Source organism: Pseudomonas sp. OV546 (assembly GCF_900116845.1).
Lineage (GTDB): Bacteria > Pseudomonadota > Gammaproteobacteria > Pseudomonadales > Pseudomonadaceae > Aquipseudomonas > Aquipseudomonas petroselini.
In genome coordinates, this window is the sequence record NZ_FPCE01000008.1 from 258,252 (window position 1) to 278,953 (window position 20,702).

Here is a 20,702-nt window from a genome sequence, read left to right on the forward strand (position 1 = left end):
GTTAGGCCGGTGAATATCATGCGAAGCGCGCGCCAGTAGCGGAGCTTGCTTCAGAGGGTAGTTAATTGAACGATATGGCAAAGAATCTGATCCTGTGGTTGATCATCGCGGCAGTCCTGGTGACGGTGATGAACAACTTCTCCAGCCCTAACGAGCCGCAGACCCTCAACTATTCCGACTTCATCCAGCAAGTTAAGGATGGCAAGGTCGAGCGCGTAGCGGTTGATGGCTATGTGATCACCGGTAAACGCAACGATGGCGACAGCTTCAAGACCATTCGTCCGGCAATCCAGGACAATGGCCTGATCGGCGACCTGGTGGATAACCACGTGGTTGTCGAAGGTAAGCAGCCTGAGCAGCAAAGTATCTGGACCCAATTGCTGGTAGCCAGCTTCCCGATCCTGGTGATCATCGCCGTGTTCATGTTCTTCATGCGCCAGATGCAGGGCGGCGCGGGAGGCAAGGGCGGGCCGATGAGCTTCGGCAAGAGTAAGGCACGCCTGCTCTCCGAAGATCAGGTGAAGACCACCCTGGCTGACGTTGCCGGTTGCGACGAAGCCAAGGAAGAAGTAGGTGAGTTGGTCGAGTTCCTGCGCGACCCGGGCAAGTTCCAGCGTCTGGGTGGCCGCATTCCTCGCGGCGTCTTGATGGTGGGGCCACCAGGTACCGGTAAAACCCTGCTCGCCAAGGCAATTGCCGGCGAAGCCAAGGTGCCGTTCTTCACTATTTCCGGCTCTGACTTCGTCGAGATGTTCGTGGGTGTGGGTGCCAGCCGTGTTCGCGATATGTTCGAGCAGGCTAAAAAGCATGCGCCTTGCATCATCTTCATCGATGAAATCGACGCCGTTGGTCGCCATCGTGGTGCCGGCATGGGCGGCGGTCATGATGAGCGTGAGCAGACCCTTAACCAGTTGCTGGTTGAGATGGACGGCTTTGAAATGAACGACGGCATCATTGTCATCGCTGCAACCAACCGTCCGGACGTATTGGACCCTGCCTTGCTGCGTCCAGGCCGTTTCGACCGCCAGGTTGTGGTTGGCCTGCCGGATATCCGTGGTCGCGAACAGATCCTGAAAGTGCACATGCGCAAGGTGCCCATGGGCGATGACGTGGCTCCGGCCGTGATTGCCCGTGGTACGCCAGGTTTCTCGGGTGCTGACCTGGCCAACTTGGTCAACGAGGCTTCGTTGTTCGCTGCCCGTACCGGCAAGCGCATCGTGGAGATGAAAGAGTTCGAATTGGCCAAAGACAAAATCATGATGGGCGCCGAGCGCAAATCCATGGTCATGTCCGAAAAAGAGAAACAGAACACCGCTTATCACGAAGCCGGTCACGCCATTGTCGGTCGCGTTGTGCCTGAGCATGACCCGGTCTACAAAGTGTCGATCATTCCTCGGGGGCGGGCGCTGGGTGTCACCATGTTCCTGCCGGAAGAGGACCGCTACAGCCTTTCCAAGCGCGCCCTGATCAGTCAGATCTGCTCGCTGTACGGCGGCCGGATTGCTGAAGAGATGACCCTGGGTTTCGACGGCGTGACTACCGGTGCCTCCAACGACATCATGCGTGCCAGCCAGATCGCGCGGAACATGGTGACTAAGTGGGGCTTGTCGGAAAAACTCGGCCCGCTGATGTATGCCGAGGAAGAGGGCGAAGTGTTCCTGGGTCGTGGCGGTGGCGGTCAAAGCGCCAGCTTCTCGGGTGAGACAGCCAAGCTGATTGACTCCGAAGTGCGCAGCATCATTGACCAGTGCTACGGCACGGCCAAGCAAATCCTGACTGACAACCGCGACAAGTTGGACGCCATGGCTGATGCGCTGATGAAGTACGAGACCATTGATGCCGACCAGATCGATGACATCATGGCCGGTCGCGCACCCCGCGAGCCTCGCGATTGGGAAGGCGGTTCGGGCACCTCTGGCACTCCGCCAGTGGTTCAGAACGAGCGCCCTGAAACCCCAATCGGCGGCCCGGCAGCCGACCACTAAGGTTTGAAATGACTTCTGCGTTGTCCTCCACCCGGTTGCCTTGCGGCAACCGGGTTCTTGATTTGGCCCATACACATGTCATGGGCATTCTTAACGTAACCCCTGACTCCTTTTCCGATGGCGGCCGCTTCAGCCAGCTCGATGCTGCGTTGCGTCACGCTGCGGCAATGGTGGCTGCGGGAGCGACGCTCATTGATGTCGGTGGTGAATCGACCCGACCTGGCGCTCGCATCGTTTCTCCCTTGGAGGAGCTGGAGCGGGTGGCGCCGATAGTCGAGCGCATTGCGCGCGAGCTGGATGTGATCATCTCTGTTGATACTTCAACGCCGGCCGTGATGCGCGAAACTGCGCGACTGGGAGCGGGGTTGATCAACGATGTGCGCTCTCTTCAGCGTGACGGTGCCCTCGATGCCGCTGCTGCTACCGGTTTGCCGGTGTGCCTGATGCATATGCTGGGAGAGCCCGGCAACATGCAGGACAGTCCTCATTACGAGGACCTTGTTGGCGAGGTGAGTGGTTTTCTCGCTGAGCGGGTCGCTCAGTGTGCTGTCGCGGGGATTGCCGCGGAAAAGATCATCCTCGATCCCGGCTTCGGCTTTGCTAAAACCCTGCAGCACAATCTAAGCCTGTTCAAGCATATGGAATCCCTGCATGCGCTTGGTCGGCCTCTTTTGGTCGGCGTTTCGCGCAAGAGCATGATAGGGCTGGCGCTGAATCGTCCGGTGGGTGAGCGGCTGTATGGTGGTCTTGCACTGGCGGCGCTTGCAGTCAGCAAGGGCGCGCGTATCTTGCGTGTGCATGATGTCGCCGAGACGGTGGATGTGGTGCGCATGATTGCTGCGGTAGAATCAGCCGAATAAGAATGATGGAGCACTTATGACTAAAAAATACTTTGGCACCGACGGTATCCGTGGTCGGGTCGGCGAATTTCCGATTACTCCTGATTTCATGCTCAAGCTGGGTTGGGCGGCGGGTATGGCGTTCCGCAGTATGGGGGCGTGTCGCATCCTGGTGGGCAAGGACACCCGTATTTCAGGGTACATGTTTGAGTCCGCACTGGAGGCAGGCCTGTCCGCCGCGGGTGCCGATGTCATGCTGCTGGGCCCTATGCCGACCCCGGCGATCGCCTACCTGACGCGCACCTTTCACGCTGAAGCCGGTATTGTGATCAGTGCCTCGCACAACCCCCATGACGACAACGGCATCAAATTCTTCTCAGGTCAGGGCACTAAGCTGCCGGATGAGATCGAGTTGATGATCGAAGAGCTGCTGGATGCGCCGATGACGGTGGTTGAGTCCAGCAAGTTGGGCAAGGTGTCGCGTATCAACGACGCATCGGGTCGATATATCGAATTCTGCAAGAGCAGTGTGCCGAGCAGCACCAATTTCGCCGGTTTGAAGATTGTGGTCGATTGCGCCCATGGTGCGACCTATAAAGTGGCGCCAAGCGTATTCAAGGAATTGGGGGCGGACGTGACCGTTCTGTCGGCCCAGCCGAACGGGCTGAATATCAACGACAACTGCGGCTCCACGCATATGGAGCAACTGCAGGCCGCCGTCCTTGCCGAGCATGCTGACCTGGGTATTGCCTTCGATGGTGATGGTGACCGTGTGCTGATGGTGGACCACACGGGGGCGATCGTTGATGGGGACGACCTTTTGTTCATCATTGCCCGCGACCTGCATGAGCGTAACAAGCTGCAAGGTGGTGTCGTCGGTACGCTGATGAGTAACCTGGGGCTTGAATTGGCCTTGGCGGACCTGGGCATCCCGTTCGTGCGCGCCAATGTCGGTGACCGCTATGTGATCGCCGAACTGCTGGAGCGTAACTGGCAGGTGGGGGGTGAGAATTCCGGGCACGTTGTCTGCTTCCAGCACACCACTACGGGCGATGCCATCATTGCTGCGTTGCAGGTTCTGCTGTCGTTGCGTCGTCGCGAAGAGAGCCTTGCCCAGGCGCGTCAGTCGCTGCGCAAATGCCCGCAAGTGCTGCTCAATGTGCGTTTTGCCGGTGGTGAAAACCCGATTGAGCACCCCGCTGTCAAAGAGGCTTGCGAGCGCGTGACCCTGGCAATGGCTGGGCGTGGTCGAGTGTTGTTGCGTAAGTCCGGCACAGAGCCTCTGGTGCGTGTCATGGTCGAAGGTGATGACGAAACACAGGTTCGCGGCCATGCCGAAGACCTGGCAAAACTGGTAACTGAAGTTTGCGCCTGAATTCGGCTTGCCAGTGATGATGTGGTTGGGTAACATCTGCGCCCACTTTGACCGACGAGGTACAGCATGCGTCGCACTATGGTAGCTGGTAACTGGAAGATGCACGGTACCCGCGCCAGTGTCGCTGAGCTGATCAATGGCCTTCGTCACTTGGCCTTGCCTAGCGGTGTTGATATCGCGGTGTTCCCGCCTTGCTTGCATATCACCCAAGTGGTTGATGGCTTGAAAGGTAAGTCGATTCAGGTCGGCGCGCAGAATTCTGCGGTGGAAGCCATGCAAGGTGCGTTGACCGGTGAGATTGCACCGAGTCAGCTGGTTGATGCGGGTTGTTCCTATGTGCTTGTCGGGCACTCCGAGCGTCGTCAGATGATGGGCGAGCGTGATGGGACACTCAATCGCAAGTTCGCAGCGGCACAGGCTTGTGGCTTGATTCCAGTGTTGTGCATAGGGGAGACCCTTGAGCAGCGTGAATCGGGCAAGACTCTTGAGGTTGTCTCGCGTCAGCTTGGCAGCATCATCGAGGAGCTGGGTGTTGGTGCGTTTGCAAAGGCGGTTATTGCTTACGAGCCGGTCTGGGCCATTGGCACCGGGCTGACTGCTACACCGCAACAGGCGCAGGATGTGCACGCAGCCATCCGGGCGCAGTTGGCGGCAGAGAATTCTGAAGTCGCACAAGGTGTGCGGCTTCTATACGGCGGCAGCGTGAAGGCGGCCAATGCGGTCGAACTGTTCGGCATGCCGGATATCGATGGGGGGCTCATTGGTGGAGCTTCCCTGAATGCAGATGAGTTCGGTGCGATCTGTCGCGCCGCGGGAAACTGAAAAAATGCTGGAAACAGTCGTAGTCGTTTTTCATCTGTTGGCTGCCTTGGGCGTAGTTGCCCTGGTCTTGTTGCAACAGGGTAAAGGTGCGGATGCTGGTGCGTCTTTCGGTGCAGGTGCTTCAAATACTGTATTCGGAAGCCAAGGTTCCTCTACCTTTCTTAGTAAGTTTACTGCTATACTTGCCGCCGGTTTCTTCATAACCAGCTTGGGGTTAGGTTACTTTGCTAAAGAGAAAGCTCATGTGCTGACTCAAGTAGGTCTCCCAAACCCAGCAGTGTTGGAAGTACCAAAAGCAAAACCGGCTTCTGATGATGTCCCGGTGCTTCAAGAGCAAAAGTCGGCTACTCCAGCGACTGACGTACCTCCAGCTCAAGAGCAGAAGTAAGAAGGGTTGTAAGCGCTGTATTGCCGAGGTGGTGGAATTGGTAGACACGCAACCTTGAGGTGGTTGTGCCCATAGGGTGTAGGGGTTCGAGTCCCCTTCTCGGTACCAATTATCAGGAGAGCCCGCTGTTGCGGGCTTTCTTGTAGGTGGAAGGTTACATTGACCCTGTAAGGGATCGGTCGTATACTTCCGCCCCAGCTTTGTCGCGGGGTGGAGCAGTCTGGTAGCTCGTCGGGCTCATAACCCGAAGGTCGTCGGTTCAAATCCGGCCCCCGCAACCAGTTTTAGCGGAGCCCCTTTTAAGGGGCTTTTTGTTAGCTGGACACTTTCAACGCCGCTGTTCGACGGCGTTTCAAGGATGGGCGTTTCGCCCATTTTTTTATTTTGCACAGCATGCACATACATGCACGAGGGGGTTCAGGTGTCGAGCAAGCTAGAAGAGTTGCAGGCCTTGTTGGCCCCGGTGGTCGTGGCCCTAGGCTATGAATGCTGGGGTATTGAGTTTTCGGCTCAAGGTCGCCACTCAATGTTGCGCGTTTATATCGATAAAGAGGGCGGCGTGCTGGTGGACGATTGTGCCATTGTCAGCCGTCAGATCAGCGGTGTGCTGGATGTTGAAGATCCGATCTCCGTTGAATACACCTTAGAAGTTTCCTCGCCAGGCATGGAACGCCCACTGTTCACTATTGATCAGTTTGCAAAATTTGCCGGTGAACAAGTGAAGATCAAGCTGCGCTCCCCGTTCGAAGGGCGACGCAACTTTCAGGGCCTTCTGCGCGGTGTAGAAGAGCAGGACGTCGTGGTGCAGGTAGAAGACCATGAGTTCCTGTTGCCGATCGATATGATCGACAAGGCCAACATTATTCCCAGTTTTGACTGAGACGCGGATCCCGCGGATCCAATGGCTTGCGAAAGGCGAGGCGTACGATGAGCAAAGAAGTACTGCTGGTTGTTGAGTCGGTATCCAATGAAAAGGGCGTACCGGCAAACGTGATTTTTGAAGCGCTGGAGCTGGCCCTGGCTACTGCTACCAAAAAGCGTTTTGAAGACGAAGTTGATCTGCGTGTGGAAATCAACCGCCACACCGGTGCCTATGAGACTTTCCGTCGCTGGACGGTCGTCGAAGAGGCCGATCTTGATGATCCGGCCATCGAAACCTGGCCAAGCAAGGTTGCCGAAACGCATCCAGGCGCCCAGGTCGGTGATGTCGTCGAAGAAAAGATCGAGTCGATCGAATTCGGCCGTATTGCTGCACAGACCGCCAAACAGGTCATCGTGCAGAAGGTTCGCGAAGCTGAGCGCGCTCAAGTCGTTGACGCCTATCGCGAACGCCTGGGTGAAATCATCTCCGGCACCGTGAAAAAAGTAACCCGCGACAACGTGATCGTTGACCTGGGCAACAACGCCGAAGCGTTGCTGGCCCGCGAAGACATCATCTCTCGCGAAACCTTCCGGGTTGGCGTGCGCTTGCGTGCGCTGCTCAAGGAAATCCGCACCGAGAACCGCGGCCCTCAGTTGATCCTGTCGCGTACCGCGCCGGAAATGCTGATCGAGCTGTTCCGTATCGAAGTGCCGGAAATTGCCGAAGGCCTGATCGAAGTCATGGCTGCGTCCCGCGACCCGGGTTCGCGCGCCAAGATCGCGGTTCGGTCCAAGGACAAACGCATCGACCCGCAAGGCGCTTGCATTGGTATGCGCGGTTCGCGCGTCCAGGCAGTGTCGGGCGAACTGGGCGGTGAGCGTGTGGACATCGTCCTGTGGGACGATAACCCGGCGCAGTTCGTGATCAACGCCATGTCGCCAGCTGAAGTGGCGGCAATTATCGTTGACGAGGATGCCCATGCAATGGACATCGCCGTTGGCGCAGACAATCTGGCTCAGGCCATTGGTCGTGGTGGTCAGAACGTGCGTCTGGCGAGCCAACTGACCGGTTGGACCCTGAACGTGATGACCGAATCGGACATCCAGGCTAAGCAGCAAGCTGAAACCGGTGACATCCTGCGCAACTTCATCGACGAGCTGGAAGTCGACGAAGACCTGGCACAGGTGCTGGTAGATGAAGGCTTCACCAGCCTGGAAGAGATTGCCTACGTACCGTTGGAAGAAATGCTCAACATCGACGGCTTTGACGAAGACACCGTCAACGAGCTTCGCGCTCGGGCCAAGGATCGTTTGTTGACTAAAGCCATCGCTACTGAGGAAAAGCTGGCAGACGCCCATCCGGCCGAAGACCTGCTCTCGCTTGAGGGTATGGACAAGGATTTGGCGATGGAACTGGCGGTGCGCGGCGTAATTACCCGCGAAGACCTGGCCGAGCAGTCTATTGACGATCTGCTCGACATCGACGGCATTGACGATGATCGTGCCGGCAAGTTGATCATGGCCGCCCGAGCCCATTGGTTCGAGTAACTAGGCGCGGCCTGAGGAGAGAAGTGCATGACGCAAGTCACGGTGAAACAACTGGCCGATGAGGTCAAAACACCGGTAGAGCGCCTGTTGCAGCAGATGCGTGAGGCAGGTCTGCCGCACACCGCCGCCGATGAAGGTGTGAGCGATAGTGAGAAGCAGTCTTTGCTGACTCACTTGAAGAGCAGCCACAAGGCGAAAGTGGAAGAACCGCGCAAGATTACATTGCAGCGCAAAACCACCAGCACCCTGCGTGTTGCTGGTAGCAAGAGCATCAGCGTTGAAGTACGCAAGAAGAAAGTCTTCGTACAGCGCAGCCCGGAAGAAATCGAAGCCGAGCGCAAACGCGAACTGGAAGAACGTCGCGCAGTAGAAAATGCTGCTCGTCAGAAGGCTGAAGAAGAAGCCAAGCGTCGCGCCGAAGAAGAAGCGCGTCGCCAGCCTGCTGCTGCGCAACCTGCTGGTACTGAAGCGGTCGCCGCTCCTGTAGCGCCTGTTGAAGCTGTGCGTGAGGCCGCTCCGGTTGCCGCCGCACCAGCACCGGCTGCTGACGCCCGCAAGCGCGACGAACCTCGTCGTCCGGACAAACCACGTGCCGACGATAACAATCGTCGCGGTGGTGGTGGCGATGGCGAGCGTAAAAACGCTCCGCATCGTGCCTCGGTCAAAGAGAAAGCGCCTGCTCCACGCGTTGCTCCACGCACCACCGACGAAGAAAGCGATGGCTTCCGTCGTGGTGGTCGCGGCAAGGCCAAGCTGAAAAAACGCAACGCCCACGGTTTCCAGAGCCCAACCGGCCCTGTCGTGCGTGATGTGCAGATCGGCGAGACCATCACGGTTGGCGATCTCGCCAATCAGATGTCGGTCAAGGCTGCTGAAATCATCAAGTTCATGTTCAAACTGGGTACCCCAGCGACCATCAACCAGGTGCTTGATCAGGAAACTGCTCAGCTGGTAGCCGAAGAACTGGGCCACAAAGTGACCCTGGTCAGCGACACCGCCTTGGAAGACTCCCTGGCCGAGTCCTTGAAGTTTGAAGGTGAGACGTTCTCCCGTGCGCCAGTTGTGACCGTAATGGGCCACGTTGACCATGGTAAGACTTCGCTGCTCGACTACATCCGTCGTGCCAAGGTAGCTGCTGGCGAAGCCGGCGGTATCACCCAGCACATCGGTGCATACCACGTTGAAACCGAGCGCGGCATGGTCACCTTCCTCGACACCCCTGGTCACGCCGCGTTTACCGCAATGCGTGCCCGTGGTGCCAAGGCGACTGACATCGTGATCCTGGTAGTTGCAGCGGACGACGGCGTGATGCCGCAGACCATTGAAGCTGTCCAGCACGCTAAGGCCGCTGGTGTTCCACTGGTTGTTGCCGTGAACAAAATCGACAAGCCGGGCGCCGATCTCGATCGCATCCGTAGCGAACTGTCGGTTCACGGCGTGACGTCCGAAGAGTGGGGCGGTGATACGCCGTTCGTTTCGGTCTCGGCGAAAGTCGGTACTGGCGTAGACGAGCTGCTCGAAGCCGTCCTGCTGCAAGCTGAAGTACTCGAACTCAAGGCAACCCCATCGGCCCCAGGTCGCGGTGTTGTGGTTGAATCGCGTCTCGACAAAGGTCGTGGCCCGGTTGCAACCGTTCTGGTTCAAGACGGTACCCTGCGCCAAGGCGACATGGTGCTGGTTGGTTCGAACTACGGCCGTGTACGTGCCATGCTCGACGAGAACGGCAAGCCAATCAAAGAAGCCGGTCCTTCCATCCCTGTCGAGATCCTCGGCCTGGACGGTACCCCGGACGCTGGCGACGAGATGAGCGTGCTGTCGGACGAGAAGAAAGCCCGTGAAGTGGCTCTGTTCCGTCAAGGCAAGTTCCGCGAAGTCAAACTCGCTCGTGCTCACGCCGGTAAGCTGGAAAACATCTTCGAGAACATGGGCCAGGCAGAGAAGAAGACGCTTAACATCGTCCTCAAATCTGACGTCCGTGGTTCCCTCGAGGCGTTGAACGGCGCCTTGAACGGCCTGGGTAACGACGAAGTGCAAGTGCGCGTTGTCGGTGGCGGTGTCGGTGGTATCACCGAATCCGACGCCAACCTGGCACTGGCCTCCAACGCTGTACTGTTCGGCTTCAACGTGCGTGCCGATGCTGGCGCTCGCAAGATCGTCGAGCAGGAAGGCCTGGATATGCGTTACTACAACGTCATCTACGACATCATCGAAGACGTCAAGAAGGCCCTCACCGGCATGCTTGGCAGCGACGTCCGGGAGAACATCCTGGGTGTGGCCGAGGTGCGTGACGTGTTCCGCTCGCCGAAATTCGGCGCGATCGCCGGTTGCATGGTTATCGAAGGTACTGTGTACCGTAACCGTCCAATCCGTGTACTGCGTGAAGACATCGTTATCTTCGAAGGCGAGCTGGAATCCCTGCGCCGCTTCAAGGATGACGCTTCCGAAGTACGTGCCGGCATGGAATGCGGTATCGGCGTCAAGAGCTACAACGACGTCAAGGCTGGCGACAAGATCGAAGTCTACGAGAAGGTTCAGGTTGCTCGCAGCCTCTAACTCGCGCACTTCAGGAGCCACGCCGTGTGTGGGCATGCAAATGCCCCGCGCAGTGTCCGGACTCTAAACGCAACGCCCGGTCTGGCTTTTGTCAGGCCGGGCGTTTGCCGCTTTCAGACCCCACGGGTTTCACCGTGTGGCAGTAACAGGTAACAAGACATGGCAAAAGAATACAGCCGTACCCAGCGTATCGGCGATCAGATGCAGCGCGAGCTGGCCCAACTGATCCGTCGCGAAGTCAAAGACCCCCGCGTTGGCCTGGTCACGATCACTGCTGTTGAAGTGAGCCGTGACGTGGGTCACGCCAAGATCTTCATCACCGTGATGGGGCAGGACAGCGCCGAAGAAATTGCACAAAGCATCAAGGTGCTCAACGCCGCCGCAGGCTTCCTGCGTATGCAGTTGGCCCGTGAGATGAAGCTGCGCAGTGTTCCCCAGTTGCACTTCCACTACGACGAAAGCGTCGTACGTGGTGCGCACCTGTCGGCGCTGATCGAGCGCGCCGTGGCTGAAGACAGCCAGCATCCGTCCACACCTGAAGACGCCAAGGAGTAAGCGGTGGCTCAGGTCAAACGTATCCGTCGCAATGTCAGCGGCATCATTCTGCTCGACAAGCCCATTGGCTTCACCTCCAATGCCGCGTTGCAGAAAGTCCGCTGGCTGCTCAATGCGGAGAAGGCCGGGCACACCGGCAGCCTTGACCCCCTGGCCACCGGCGTACTGCCGTTGTGCTTTGGTGAGGCCACCAAGTTCTCGCAATACCTGCTCGATTCCGACAAGGGGTACGAAACCCTGATGCAACTGGGCAAGACCACCACCACGGCCGACGCTGAAGGTGATGTTTTGCAGGTTCGCGACGTGACCGTTGGTCGTGCTGATATTGAAGCTGCTTTACCCGGTTTTCGTGGGGAAATCAGTCAGATACCGCCGATGTACTCGGCTCTCAAGCGTGATGGCCAGCCGCTCTACAAGCTGGCACGTGCGGGCGAAGTAGTGGAGCGCGAACCGCGTTCTGTTACTATTGCGCGCTTGGAATTGCTCGCTCATGAAGGCGACACTGCCCGCTTGGCCGTGGACTGCAGCAAAGGCACCTATATCCGTACCCTGGTGGAAGATATCGGTGAAAAGCTTGGTTGCGGCGCGTACGTTGCAGAGCTGCGACGCACCCAGGCAGGTCCGTTCAGCCTGGCCCAGACGGTCACGCTGGAAGAGTTGGAAGCCGTACACGCCGAAGGGGGGAACGAAGCGGTTGATCGTTTCCTGATGCCGTCGGACAGCGGTCTACTGGATTGGCCATTGCTGCACTTTTCGGAGCACAGCGCGTTCTACTGGCTCAACGGCCAACCGGTACGTGCCCCGGACGCTCCGAAGTTCGGTATGGTGCGGGTACAGGATCATAACGGTCGCTTTATCGGTATCGGTGAAGTGAGCGAAGACGGGCGCATCGCGCCGCGTCGACTGATTCGGTCAGAATGACCGAACGAGTGTGGCTGTTAACAGGCACGGTCAACACTCATTTTTAGATACAGGGATTTGTCCCTGGCCTGTTGAAACCGCCCTTTGGGTGGTTTCCTGAAAAAAGGATTGCCTCATGGCTCTCGACGTTCAAGAAAAAGCACAAATCGTAGCTGACTATCAGCAAGCTGTTGGTGACACTGGTTCGCCAGAAGTGCAAGTTGCACTGCTGACCCACAACATCAACAAGCTGCAAGGTCACTTCAAGGCCAACGGTAAAGATCACCACTCCCGTCGTGGTCTGATCCGCATGGTAAACCAGCGCCGTAAGCTGCTGGACTACCTGAAAGGCAAGGATCTGGGTCGTTATCAGACTCTGATCGGTCGCCTGGGTCTGCGTCGCTAATCAGCGATTGCGCTAGAGGTTGGTTGTCTGCCGTGTGTCAGTGGGATTCCCGCTGGCCCATGGCAGGCTCCCAGCCTCAAGTTTTATCTGGATACACGTTTTACCCTGGACAAGCGGCGGGCCGATTCCCGACATTGCCCAAGAATTTCGTAAGAAGACAAGTTCCCCAAGAGCCACAAAGAAGGTAGGACACCGTGAACCCGGTTATCAAAAAATTCCAGTTCGGTCAGTCGACCGTTACCCTCGAGACAGGCCGTATCGCCCGTCAAGCCTCCGGCGCAGTGCTGGTTACCGTTGACGACGACGTCACCGTATTGGTGACCGTTGTTGGCGCCAAGACCGCTGACCCGAGCAAAGGCTTCTTCCCTCTTTCCGTTCACTACCAGGAAAAGACTTACGCTGCCGGTAAGATCCCTGGCGGTTTCTTCAAGCGCGAAGGCCGTCCTTCCGAGAAAGAAACCCTGACTTCCCGACTGATCGACCGTCCGATCCGTCCGCTGTTCCCAGAAGGCTTCATGAACGAAGTGCAGGTTGTCTGCACCGTCGTTTCCACCAGCAAGAAGACCGATCCGGACATCGCTGCGATGATCGGTACCTCGGCGGCCCTGGCTATTTCCGGCATTCCTTTCGATGGTCCGATCGGCGCTGCCCGCGTCGCCTTCCACGAAAGCACCGGCTACCTGCTGAACCCGACTTACGAGCAGCAGAAAGCTTCGAGCCTGGACATGGTCGTTGCCGGTACTTCGGAAGCCGTGTTGATGGTTGAATCGGAAGCCAAAGAGCTGACCGAAGACCAGATGCTGGGCGCGGTACTGTTTGCTCACGACGAGTTCCAAGTGGTGATCAACGCCGTTAAAGAACTGGCTGCCGAAGCGGCCAAGCCAACCTGGACCTGGGCTCCACAGCCAGAAGCCACTGCACTGCTGGGCGCTATCCGCTCCGAGTTCGGCGCTGCTATCTCCGACGCCTACACCATCACTGTCAAGGCCGACCGTTACGCTCGCCTGGGTGAGCTGAAGGACCAAGTCGTTGCCAAGCTGTCCGGCGAAGAAGGTCAGCCTTCTTCCAGCGAAGTCAAAGCAGCCTTCGGTGAAATCGAATACCGCACCGTTCGCGAAAACATCGTTAACGGCAAGCCACGTATCGACGGCCGCGACACCCGCACCGTGCGCCCGCTGAACATCGAAGTCGGCGTTCTGCCGAAGACTCACGGTTCGGCCCTGTTCACCCGTGGTGAAACCCAGGCACTGGTTGTTGCGACCCTGGGTACTGCCCGCGACGCACAGCTGCTGGACACCCTGGAAGGCGAGAAAAAAGACCCCTTCATGCTGCACTACAACTTCCCTCCGTTCTCGGTGGGCGAGTGTGGTCGCATGGGCGGTGCTGGTCGTCGCGAAATCGGTCACGGCCGCCTGGCCCGTCGTTCGATTTCGGCCATGCTGCCGGCCGCCGACGTGTTCCCGTACACCATCCGTGTCGTATCGGAAATCACTGAGTCGAACGGTTCCAGCTCCATGGCTTCCGTTTGCGGTGCTTCCCTGGCACTGATGGACGCCGGTGTGCCGATGAAGGCGCCGGTTGCCGGTATCGCCATGGGTCTGGTTAAAGAAGGCGAGAAGTTCGCCATCCTGACCGACATCCTGGGCGACGAAGACCACCTGGGTGACATGGACTTCAAAGTAGCCGGTACCGCCAAAGGTGTGACCGCGCTGCAGATGGACATCAAGATCAAAGGCATCACCGAAGAAATCATGGAAATCGCTCTGGGCCAAGCTCTGGAAGCGCGCCTGAACATCCTCGGCCAGATGAACCAGATCATTGGTCAGTCGCGTACCGAGCTGTCGGAAAATGCTCCGACCATGATCGCGATGAAAATCGACACCGACAAAATCCGTGATGTTATCGGTAAAGGCGGCGCGACCATTCGTGCGATCTGCGAAGAAACCAAGGCTTCGATCGACATCGAAGACGACGGTTCGATCAAGATCTTCGGCGAAACCAAGGAAGCTGCAGAAGCCGCGCGTCAGCGCGTTCTGGGCATCACTGCTGAAGCCGAGATCGGCAAGATCTACGTTGGTAAGGTTGAGCGCATCGTCGACTTCGGCGCATTCGTCAACATCCTGCCAGGCAAAGACGGTTTGGTTCACATCTCCATGCTGAGCGACGCTCGCGTTGAGAAAGTGACCGACATTCTGAAAGAAGGCCAGGAAGTGGAAGTGCTGGTTCTGGACGTGGACAACCGCGGCCGTATCAAGCTGTCCATCAAGGACGTAGCAGCAGCGAAGGCTTCGGGCGTTTAATCACCCCGGGCTTTACGCTGAAAAAAGGACTCTTCGGAGTCCTTTTTTTATGCCCGTGAGAAAATGCCTAATAATCAGGCGCTTACTAAACTCAAAAAAAGCCGCAACTTGCATGCAGGGGCGGACTGTTTCATGCAAGTTGCACGATTTCGAAAATTACCTGTTTTTATAAGTGATTGTTTTATAACGATTTAATTCCAGATCAAGACTTGGCACACTGCCTGCAATAACCCTGTTAACGCTGCAGCATCAAGGTTCACACACTGCAGACTTTTAATAAAACAGGAGTTACTCGTATGAAGAAGTTCGCTCTCGCTACTGCAACTGCTACCGCTCTGACCCTGGCTATGGCTAACGTAGCCTTCGCACAGAATTCCCAGGCGCCAATGACCCTGGCAGCCGGTGAAGTCACCAAGGCAAAAGAATCGACTTCTGACACTTGGATCACCACCAAAGTTAAAGCTGATCTGCTGACCGAAAAAGGCATTCCGGGTTCGGACATCAAGGTTGAAACCAACAAAGGTGTGGTTTCCCTGTCCTCGGAAGTCGCTATCTCGGATGCGCAAAAAGCGACTGCTGTTGCCATCACCAAGAAAATTAAAGGTGTGACTGCCGTTTCTGCTGATGGCCTGCTGGCTGGCGGCGCTACCAAGGCTGACAACATCGATAAAACCAAAGGCGCAGCGGCTAACGCCAAAGAGTCGACCTCCGATACTTGGATCACTACCAAAGTAAAAGCTGATCTGGTAACCGAGAAAGGCATTCCTGGCACCGACATCAAAGTCGAGACCAACAAAGGCGTAGTTTCCCTGTCTTCGACTGCAGCAGTCACCGAAGCTCAGAAAACTACCGCGGTGAATATCACCAAGAAAATCAAAGGCGTTAAAGCTGTATCGGCCGACGGCCTGAAAGCAGAGTAACGCTCAATAATTCGTCTGAACTAGGCGGCGGCGGCGCGTGAGTTAGATATCCACTCAATGCACCTCTAAGGTTCATGCGACCGACCACACGGATGTGGTCATTACAGGCCCCGGCACTTGTGTCGGGGCCTGTTCTATTGTGGGCTGGAAAAAATCGCAAGGTCAGCCGATAACAACGGTGGGAGCTGGCTTGCCTGCGATAGCATCACCTCGATTCAGCTGAATCACGGAGGTGTCGGTATCGCAGGCAAGCCAGCTCCCACCGTTGCACAGGTGTCGCTCAGGCGTTACTCGGCGTCCAGGTGCATCGGTGTCACGACTCGACCATCCTTTTCGGCCTGGCCCAGGTTGGCATCGATGAAGTACACCCGGTCATCTTCCAACTTCCCTTTGTCGACCAGGTAGTCCTTGACGGTGCTGGCCCGGTCCTGACCCAACTGGCGCAGCAGTACATCACTTGTGCTCCAGAACTTGATCACGCCGTCCTTGAGCTTCGCTGTGCGCTCATCACGGCTAAGGTCTTTCCACTCCGCCGGCGGCTGCTGTTTCAAACGGGTGCGGTAGATGCCTTCCAGCAAGGGCGCTTTTTCACTTTCCGGTACTTCCACCAAGGAAGCCTGGGCCGGAACCTTGTCGCCACGGCGCTGGAGCATCTTGTAGTAGTTGTATTGGTATTCGCGCTCCAGACGCTGTGCGGCGAGAAGTGGGCCATCGCTGCTGGCAGCGGCGGTACCTTCGATTTCCAGGCGCAGGGTAGGGCGCTCTTTCAGCGCGTTGGCCAGCTTATTCAACGCGCCCTCAGCGTCTTTGTTCAACTCGCTGGAACCTGCGGCGAACGACACATTCCCCAGGTCTTCCGATCCCCCACCCGTCACCAACCCACCGATAAACTTGAAGGGCGCTGTCGCCGCGCGCACTACCAGGTTACGCAGGGTCTGCCAGACGATCGGCATTACGCTGAATTGCGGGTTATTCAGGTCGCCGGTCACCGGCAGTTCGATGGAGATCTTGCCGTCGGAGTCCTTCAGCAGGGCGATTGCCAGGCGAATCGGCAAGTCCACGGCATCGGCGCTGTCGACTTTCTCACCCAGTTGCAGCTGTTCAACCACCACTTTGTTCTCAGCCTTCAATTGGCCCTTGGTGATCACGTAGTGCAGGTCGAGATTCAGGCGCCCCTTACGGATCCGGAACCCCGCGAACTTACCGGAATAGGGGGTCAGGGTGGTCAGCTCGACACGTTTGAAACTGGTGGCGATATCCAGCGCTGCCATAGGATCAAACGGGTTCACGCTGCCTTTGATGGTCACCGGCGCATACCGGTCCACCTTGCCCTTGATATCGACGCTGGCCGGCTTGGCCTGGCGACTGTCGATCGTGCCGATCTGCCCGTTGAGCTGTTGAATGGCCGTGGCGAAGTTAGGTGTGAGGCTGAAGTCAGCAAAGTTGGCGGAACCGTCATTGATCGCAATTTGCCCGATACGAATGCCCAAGGGCTTGTCTTTGCTGGCGGGCTTGGCGCTCTTGTCGGCTGGTTGCGGTATCAACAGGTCATCCACGTTGGTGGTGCGGTCGTCGTTGATCATGAAGCGCGCATACGGCTGCAGCAGGTTGACCTTGTCAATCGACAGACTGTCGCCGTGTTGATAGTTCACACCTTCCAGTACCAGGCGCTGCCATTTGACGAAGTCGCGGGTCTTGAGGGTGTCCAGCGTGTGCAACTGGTCGACCTGTGCCCGGCCAGTGACTTGCAGTTTCAACGGGGCGGTGCTTTTCAGGTTTACATCGAGGGCGCTGCCGAGCATGCCGCTGCGCAGTTCCAGGCGGATGAAAGGGCTGATATAGGACTGGGCAACTCGGAGGTCGATGTCCTGGGTGTTCACTTTGAGCTTGGCGCTGACCGGGTTGAGGTTGACTTCGCCGGTCGCCTGGAGCTTGCCTTGCTTGCCCAGGCCGGTGTCGACTTTCAAGGTGAACGGGCTCTGGTTGAGGCTATCGAAGTTCTGCATATCGACGTTCAGCGGGCCCACTTCCAACGCGACCGCCGGCTTGGCCTGACGGTCAGCCAGGTGCACCTGGTAATTGCGCAGTTGCACGTCCTTGAGCAGCACTTGCCACGGTTTGCTTGGCGCGGCGGGCGCGGGTTTTGGCGAGTCGGCGGTGGCCGGTGCGGTCGCAGGCTCCGGCGCCTTGGCGGGTTTACTCGGTTGGCTGGCGAACAGCTTTTGCCAGTCCAACTGCCCGTCGGCCTCAAGCGCCGCCCAGGTTTCCAGTTTGTTGCTGCGGATCTTGCCGACGATCACCTGCTGCTTGGCCAGGTCCACGGTGGTCTCGCTGACGTCCAGGCGCTCCAGGCGTACCAATGGGCGGCCGTCGGGGGCCTTGATGGAGAACGGTGCGATGCTGGCGGCGGTGTTGGTCAGCTTCAGTTCGGTCTCTTTGGCCAGGTTGAACGTGTATTCGGTGCTGAAGTTGAGCACGCCGTCTTCAAGCACCAGTGGCAGCGCGTCACGTACGTAGGGCCACCAGGCTTTCATCTTTCCGCCAGTGACCTTCAACGTACCTTCGGAGGTGATCGGCACCAGGCTGAAATTGCCTTTCCAGTCGATCTGCCCACCTTCAGGGCCTGCCGCGACCAAGGTCATGTCGGCATTGTCTTCTGGCAAGGTGCTGAGGTTCTTCAGCTCGAAGTCGAGTGTGTCGTAGAGGAATTCGATAGGCTCGCTGGGGCGTAAATCCTGGAAGTGCACGTAGCCGGCCGCCAGCTTGATGCTGTCGATACGCAACGGAAACGGCTTGGCATCCGGATCGGTCGGGGTGGGCTCACTGGGTGGCAGCTTGAACAACTGCGCCAGATTCAACTGGCCGGACTTGTCGAACAACAGCTCGGTCTTGGGCTTGTCCAGTTGTATATCAGCGAGGTGCAAGGCGCGGGTCCAGAGACTGTCGATCTGCAGGTTGGCATAGAGGCGTTCGAAACCTACCTGCTCCTTGCCGGGCTCACCGATTTGCAGGCCCCAGGCCGTCACTTCCAGGCTGAACGGATTGAACTCGATCCGTTCGATCCGCGCCGGCACCGTGGCGTAATTCGCCAACTGCTGGTTGGCGATACGAAGCGCAATACCGGGGAGAATCAGAAAGCCCAGTAAGCTGTACAGGGCAAGGGCAGTCAACAAGGCGCCAGCGGCGCGGATCAATCCTTTGGGCATGGGGCGGCGCCATCTATGTCATACAGGAGTGCCTTGGAGTATGGCACGGGTTTTCGGTTCCGAAGAGCCGGGCCTTTGGGAAAGGTCTTACAGTTGCAGTATCAGGGTTTTCAGGGGGGGCTGTTGATCCTGTGAGGGAAAGTCCACTCCGGGCGTCATGATTTTGCAGTCGCGCACCGGTCGGCCGGCTTTTTCAGCGCAACGCAGTACCTGCTCGCGCCAATCCTCCATGCTGACTTTTGCCAGGTTGTTGCAGCAGATCAGCACGCCATCGTCAGCCGTGGCAAGCAGCGCGGGTTTGAGCAGGCTCTGATAGTCGCGCAGCAGGTCGACAGTACCGAATGCGCTCTTGGCCCAGGCCGGAGGGTCAAGCAAAACCAGGTCGTACTGACATTGTTCCAGGCGCGGATAGCTCGGCAGTTTCTGCCCACGTCGCTGGGTGATCGGCAGGCCGGCCAGTTGGCGAATGGCCGGGAAGTAGTCGGATTGTACGAACTCCATGGTGGGCAATTGCGGGTTGAGCAGGCCATTTTCGCGACCGACCGCCAGGTTGCCCTCGGCAAAGTCCAGGTTGCACACCTCACGCGCACCGCCGGCAGCCGCGCTCAGTCCCACGCCGCAGGTGTAGGCGAACAGGTTCAGCACGCTTTTGCCGGCGCTGTGCGCCTTGACCCAGCCACGGGTATTGCGCAGGTCAAGGAACAGCAGTGGGTCCTGCCCGGCATGGCGCCCGCGCACGCGGTAATTGAGGCCCCACTCGTGACCAACCAGGTCCTCCAGCGCGGCGGGCTCGGCACGGTATACCGTGTCTTCGCGGTCGATGCGCGAATTGCCACGGGAACGGTCGTTGTACACCAGCAGCAATTCCAGCCCCATGGACTGGTTGATCTGTTGATGCAGGTCCAACAGCGCTTCGGTTTGCAGGGATTGGTGGAAGCTCTGCACCAGCAATTGCGGGCCGTAGCGGTCGATGGTCAGGCCGCCGGCGCCTTCCTGGCTGCCGTGGAACACGCGGTAGCAGTCGGTGCCCTGGGCGTGCAACTCGCTGATCAGGTCTTGGCGATGATCGAGGGCGGCGCGCAGCGCCTGATTCAAGGAAGACATGGAGCGCGCCTTGCTGGGGAATTGAGGGCGCGAAGTTTAACAGCTATGCGCCGTCGCCTACATCAACCCCATCCGCCGATGGGCGCGTTGTACCGAACCGTTGCGCATGGCCCAACGCAGCATCGGCGCACTGCGTTTGACCCCGGCTCGGATCATCTGGCGTTGCAGCGGGCTCTGGTGCTGTCCAAGCATGGCGCTGGCCCAATCCGGCAGCAGGTCGATCCCGGCTTGCATCATCAAGGCGCCAAAAGGTTTGGCCAGCGTACTGGGAGAGGGCGCATTCAGCAGCAAACGCAGGACCTCGCGGCTGCGATCGTCGCACAGCAGTTGTGGACGAATACGTGCCAGATAATCCGAAATTTCCTGCCGCGAGCGCGGAACATGCCGTGCGCCCAGCCGCTCGGCCACCAAGGCAATTTCACTGTAGTAACGGTCCTGGTCCCGGCCTGAGAGGTGTGGGTTGCGATACCGTAAGTGGGCGGCCAGGAAGTGACTGACTTCCGCCACATGCACCCAGGTCAGCAGTTCCGGATCGCTGGCCGCATAGGGCCGACCATCCGGCGCATGGCCGACCACCTGCAAATGAATGGTACGGACCTTTTCGATCAGCCATTCAGCGTCTTTGCGCGAGCCAAAGGTCGTGCCCGAGATGAACTGCGAGGTACGCCGTAAGCGCCCGAGCATGTCCTGGCGAAAGTTCGAATGGTCCCATACACCCGCCAGGGCCAAGGGGTGCAAGGCCTGCAGCATCAAGGCGCTGATGCCGCCGACGAGCATGCTGGTGAAGTCGCCATGGACTTGCCAACTCACCGAGTCAGGCCCGAACAGGCCTGGGTCACCCTTGGGGTTTTCCAGGTCCAGTTGGCCCAGCGACAGGCCGGTGAGGCTCATCAACTGGGTTTCGATACGGCTGCGAATAAATTCCATGGCGACGTGGGGT

General features: G+C 58.1%; 16 protein-coding genes and 2 tRNA genes. 15 read left to right on the forward strand and 3 right to left on the reverse strand.

Going from position 1 to position 20,702, the window contains the following annotated elements; genetic code table 11:
* Positions 1–74 precede the first annotated feature (74 nt).
* The 15 genes from ftsH (at position 75) to BM403_RS19955 (ending at position 15,452) form a co-directional block, all read left to right on the forward strand.
* The gene (gene ftsH, locus BM403_RS19885; RefSeq protein WP_043205904.1) at positions 75–1,985 is read left to right on the forward strand and encodes an ATP-dependent zinc metalloprotease FtsH; all 1,911 of its coding nucleotides are present in this window, start codon (positions 75–77) and stop codon (positions 1,983–1,985) included.
* An 8-nt stretch (positions 1,986–1,993) separates the two neighbouring features.
* Positions 1,994–2,845: a dihydropteroate synthase gene (gene folP, locus BM403_RS19890; protein WP_093544326.1), complete on the forward strand. Its 852-nt coding sequence runs from the start codon at positions 1,994–1,996 to the stop codon at positions 2,843–2,845.
* 16 nt (positions 2,846–2,861) lie between these two features.
* Positions 2,862–4,199, forward strand: a complete 1,338-nt coding sequence (gene glmM, locus BM403_RS19895) for a phosphoglucosamine mutase (RefSeq protein WP_093544329.1) — start codon at positions 2,862–2,864, stop codon at positions 4,197–4,199.
* 66 nt (positions 4,200–4,265) lie between these two features.
* A complete protein-coding gene (tpiA, locus tag BM403_RS19900) occupies positions 4,266–5,021 on the forward strand; it encodes a triose-phosphate isomerase (protein ID WP_015885920.1) in 756 nt (251 codons plus the stop codon).
* A gap of 4 nt (positions 5,022–5,025) precedes the next feature.
* Complete coding sequence (secG, locus tag BM403_RS19905; RefSeq protein ID WP_010206600.1) at positions 5,026–5,409, forward strand: preprotein translocase subunit SecG; 384 nt, start codon at positions 5,026–5,028, stop codon at positions 5,407–5,409.
* A gap of 22 nt (positions 5,410–5,431) precedes the next feature.
* Positions 5,432–5,517 (forward strand) — tRNA-Leu (locus BM403_RS19910).
* A 96-nt stretch (positions 5,518–5,613) separates the two neighbouring features.
* Positions 5,614–5,690 (forward strand) — tRNA-Met (locus tag BM403_RS19915).
* 140 nt (positions 5,691–5,830) lie between these two features.
* Entirely contained in the window at positions 5,831–6,289 is a 459-nt protein-coding gene (gene rimP, locus BM403_RS19920) for a ribosome maturation factor RimP (RefSeq protein ID WP_003235029.1), read from the forward strand.
* A gap of 47 nt (positions 6,290–6,336) precedes the next feature.
* Positions 6,337–7,818: a transcription termination factor NusA gene (gene nusA, locus BM403_RS19925; protein ID WP_003212187.1), complete on the forward strand. Its 1,482-nt coding sequence runs from the start codon at positions 6,337–6,339 to the stop codon at positions 7,816–7,818.
* Between the two features lie 27 nt (positions 7,819–7,845).
* Positions 7,846–10,371: a translation initiation factor IF-2 gene (gene infB / locus BM403_RS19930; RefSeq protein ID WP_015885918.1), complete on the forward strand. Its 2,526-nt coding sequence runs from the start codon at positions 7,846–7,848 to the stop codon at positions 10,369–10,371.
* A gap of 159 nt (positions 10,372–10,530) precedes the next feature.
* Entirely contained in the window at positions 10,531–10,926 is a 396-nt protein-coding gene (gene rbfA / locus BM403_RS19935) for a 30S ribosome-binding factor RbfA (RefSeq protein WP_015885917.1), read from the forward strand.
* A gap of 3 nt (positions 10,927–10,929) precedes the next feature.
* A complete protein-coding gene (gene truB, locus BM403_RS19940) occupies positions 10,930–11,847 on the forward strand; it encodes a tRNA pseudouridine(55) synthase TruB (protein WP_015885916.1) in 918 nt (305 codons plus the stop codon).
* Between the two features lie 115 nt (positions 11,848–11,962).
* A complete protein-coding gene (gene rpsO / locus BM403_RS19945; RefSeq protein ID WP_003177875.1) occupies positions 11,963–12,232 on the forward strand; it encodes a 30S ribosomal protein S15 in 270 nt (89 codons plus the stop codon).
* A gap of 194 nt (positions 12,233–12,426) precedes the next feature.
* Complete coding sequence (gene pnp / locus BM403_RS19950; RefSeq protein ID WP_046034287.1) at positions 12,427–14,532, forward strand: polyribonucleotide nucleotidyltransferase; 2,106 nt, start codon at positions 12,427–12,429, stop codon at positions 14,530–14,532.
* 296 nt (positions 14,533–14,828) lie between these two features.
* Positions 14,829–15,452: a BON domain-containing protein gene (locus tag BM403_RS19955; RefSeq protein WP_093544332.1), complete on the forward strand. Its 624-nt coding sequence runs from the start codon at positions 14,829–14,831 to the stop codon at positions 15,450–15,452.
* Between the two features lie 287 nt (positions 15,453–15,739).
* Here BM403_RS19955 and BM403_RS19960 read toward each other — a convergent pair whose 3' ends face one another.
* From BM403_RS19960 to BM403_RS19970, 3 genes are all read right to left on the reverse strand, one after another.
* Positions 15,740–18,658: a DUF748 domain-containing protein gene (locus BM403_RS19960; RefSeq protein WP_093544335.1), complete on the reverse strand. Its 2,919-nt coding sequence runs from the start codon at positions 18,656–18,658 to the stop codon at positions 15,740–15,742.
* Positions 18,659–18,745: 87 nt separating this feature from the next.
* Complete coding sequence (locus tag BM403_RS19965; RefSeq protein ID WP_093544338.1) at positions 18,746–19,762, reverse strand: class I SAM-dependent rRNA methyltransferase; 1,017 nt, start codon at positions 19,760–19,762, stop codon at positions 18,746–18,748.
* A 57-nt stretch (positions 19,763–19,819) separates the two neighbouring features.
* Positions 19,820–20,689, reverse strand: a complete 870-nt coding sequence (locus tag BM403_RS19970) for an oxygenase MpaB family protein (protein ID WP_015885911.1) — start codon at positions 20,687–20,689, stop codon at positions 19,820–19,822.
* Between the last annotated feature and the right edge of the window lie 13 nt (positions 20,690–20,702).

Coding starts and splice junctions, on each gene's coding strand:
- nusA (WP_003212187.1), top strand. CDS start 6,337: ATGAGCAAAGAAGTACTGCTGGTTGTTGAGTCGGTATCCAATGAAAAG.
- BM403_RS19965 (WP_093544338.1), bottom strand. CDS start 19,762: ATGTCTTCCTTGAATCAGGCGCTGCGCGCCGCCCTCGATCATCGCCAA.
- BM403_RS19970 (WP_015885911.1), bottom strand. CDS start 20,689: ATGGAATTTATTCGCAGCCGTATCGAAACCCAGTTGATGAGCCTCACC.
- rpsO (WP_003177875.1), top strand. CDS start 11,963: ATGGCTCTCGACGTTCAAGAAAAAGCACAAATCGTAGCTGACTATCAG.
- tpiA (WP_015885920.1), top strand. CDS start 4,266: ATGCGTCGCACTATGGTAGCTGGTAACTGGAAGATGCACGGTACCCGC.
- infB (WP_015885918.1), top strand. CDS start 7,846: ATGACGCAAGTCACGGTGAAACAACTGGCCGATGAGGTCAAAACACCG.
- folP (WP_093544326.1), top strand. CDS start 1,994: ATGACTTCTGCGTTGTCCTCCACCCGGTTGCCTTGCGGCAACCGGGTT.
- BM403_RS19955 (WP_093544332.1), top strand. CDS start 14,829: ATGAAGAAGTTCGCTCTCGCTACTGCAACTGCTACCGCTCTGACCCTG.
- ftsH (WP_043205904.1), top strand. CDS start 75: ATGGCAAAGAATCTGATCCTGTGGTTGATCATCGCGGCAGTCCTGGTG.
- secG (WP_010206600.1), top strand. CDS start 5,026: ATGCTGGAAACAGTCGTAGTCGTTTTTCATCTGTTGGCTGCCTTGGGC.
- glmM (WP_093544329.1), top strand. CDS start 2,862: ATGACTAAAAAATACTTTGGCACCGACGGTATCCGTGGTCGGGTCGGC.
- rbfA (WP_015885917.1), top strand. CDS start 10,531: ATGGCAAAAGAATACAGCCGTACCCAGCGTATCGGCGATCAGATGCAG.
- BM403_RS19960 (WP_093544335.1), bottom strand. CDS start 18,658: ATGCCCAAAGGATTGATCCGCGCCGCTGGCGCCTTGTTGACTGCCCTT.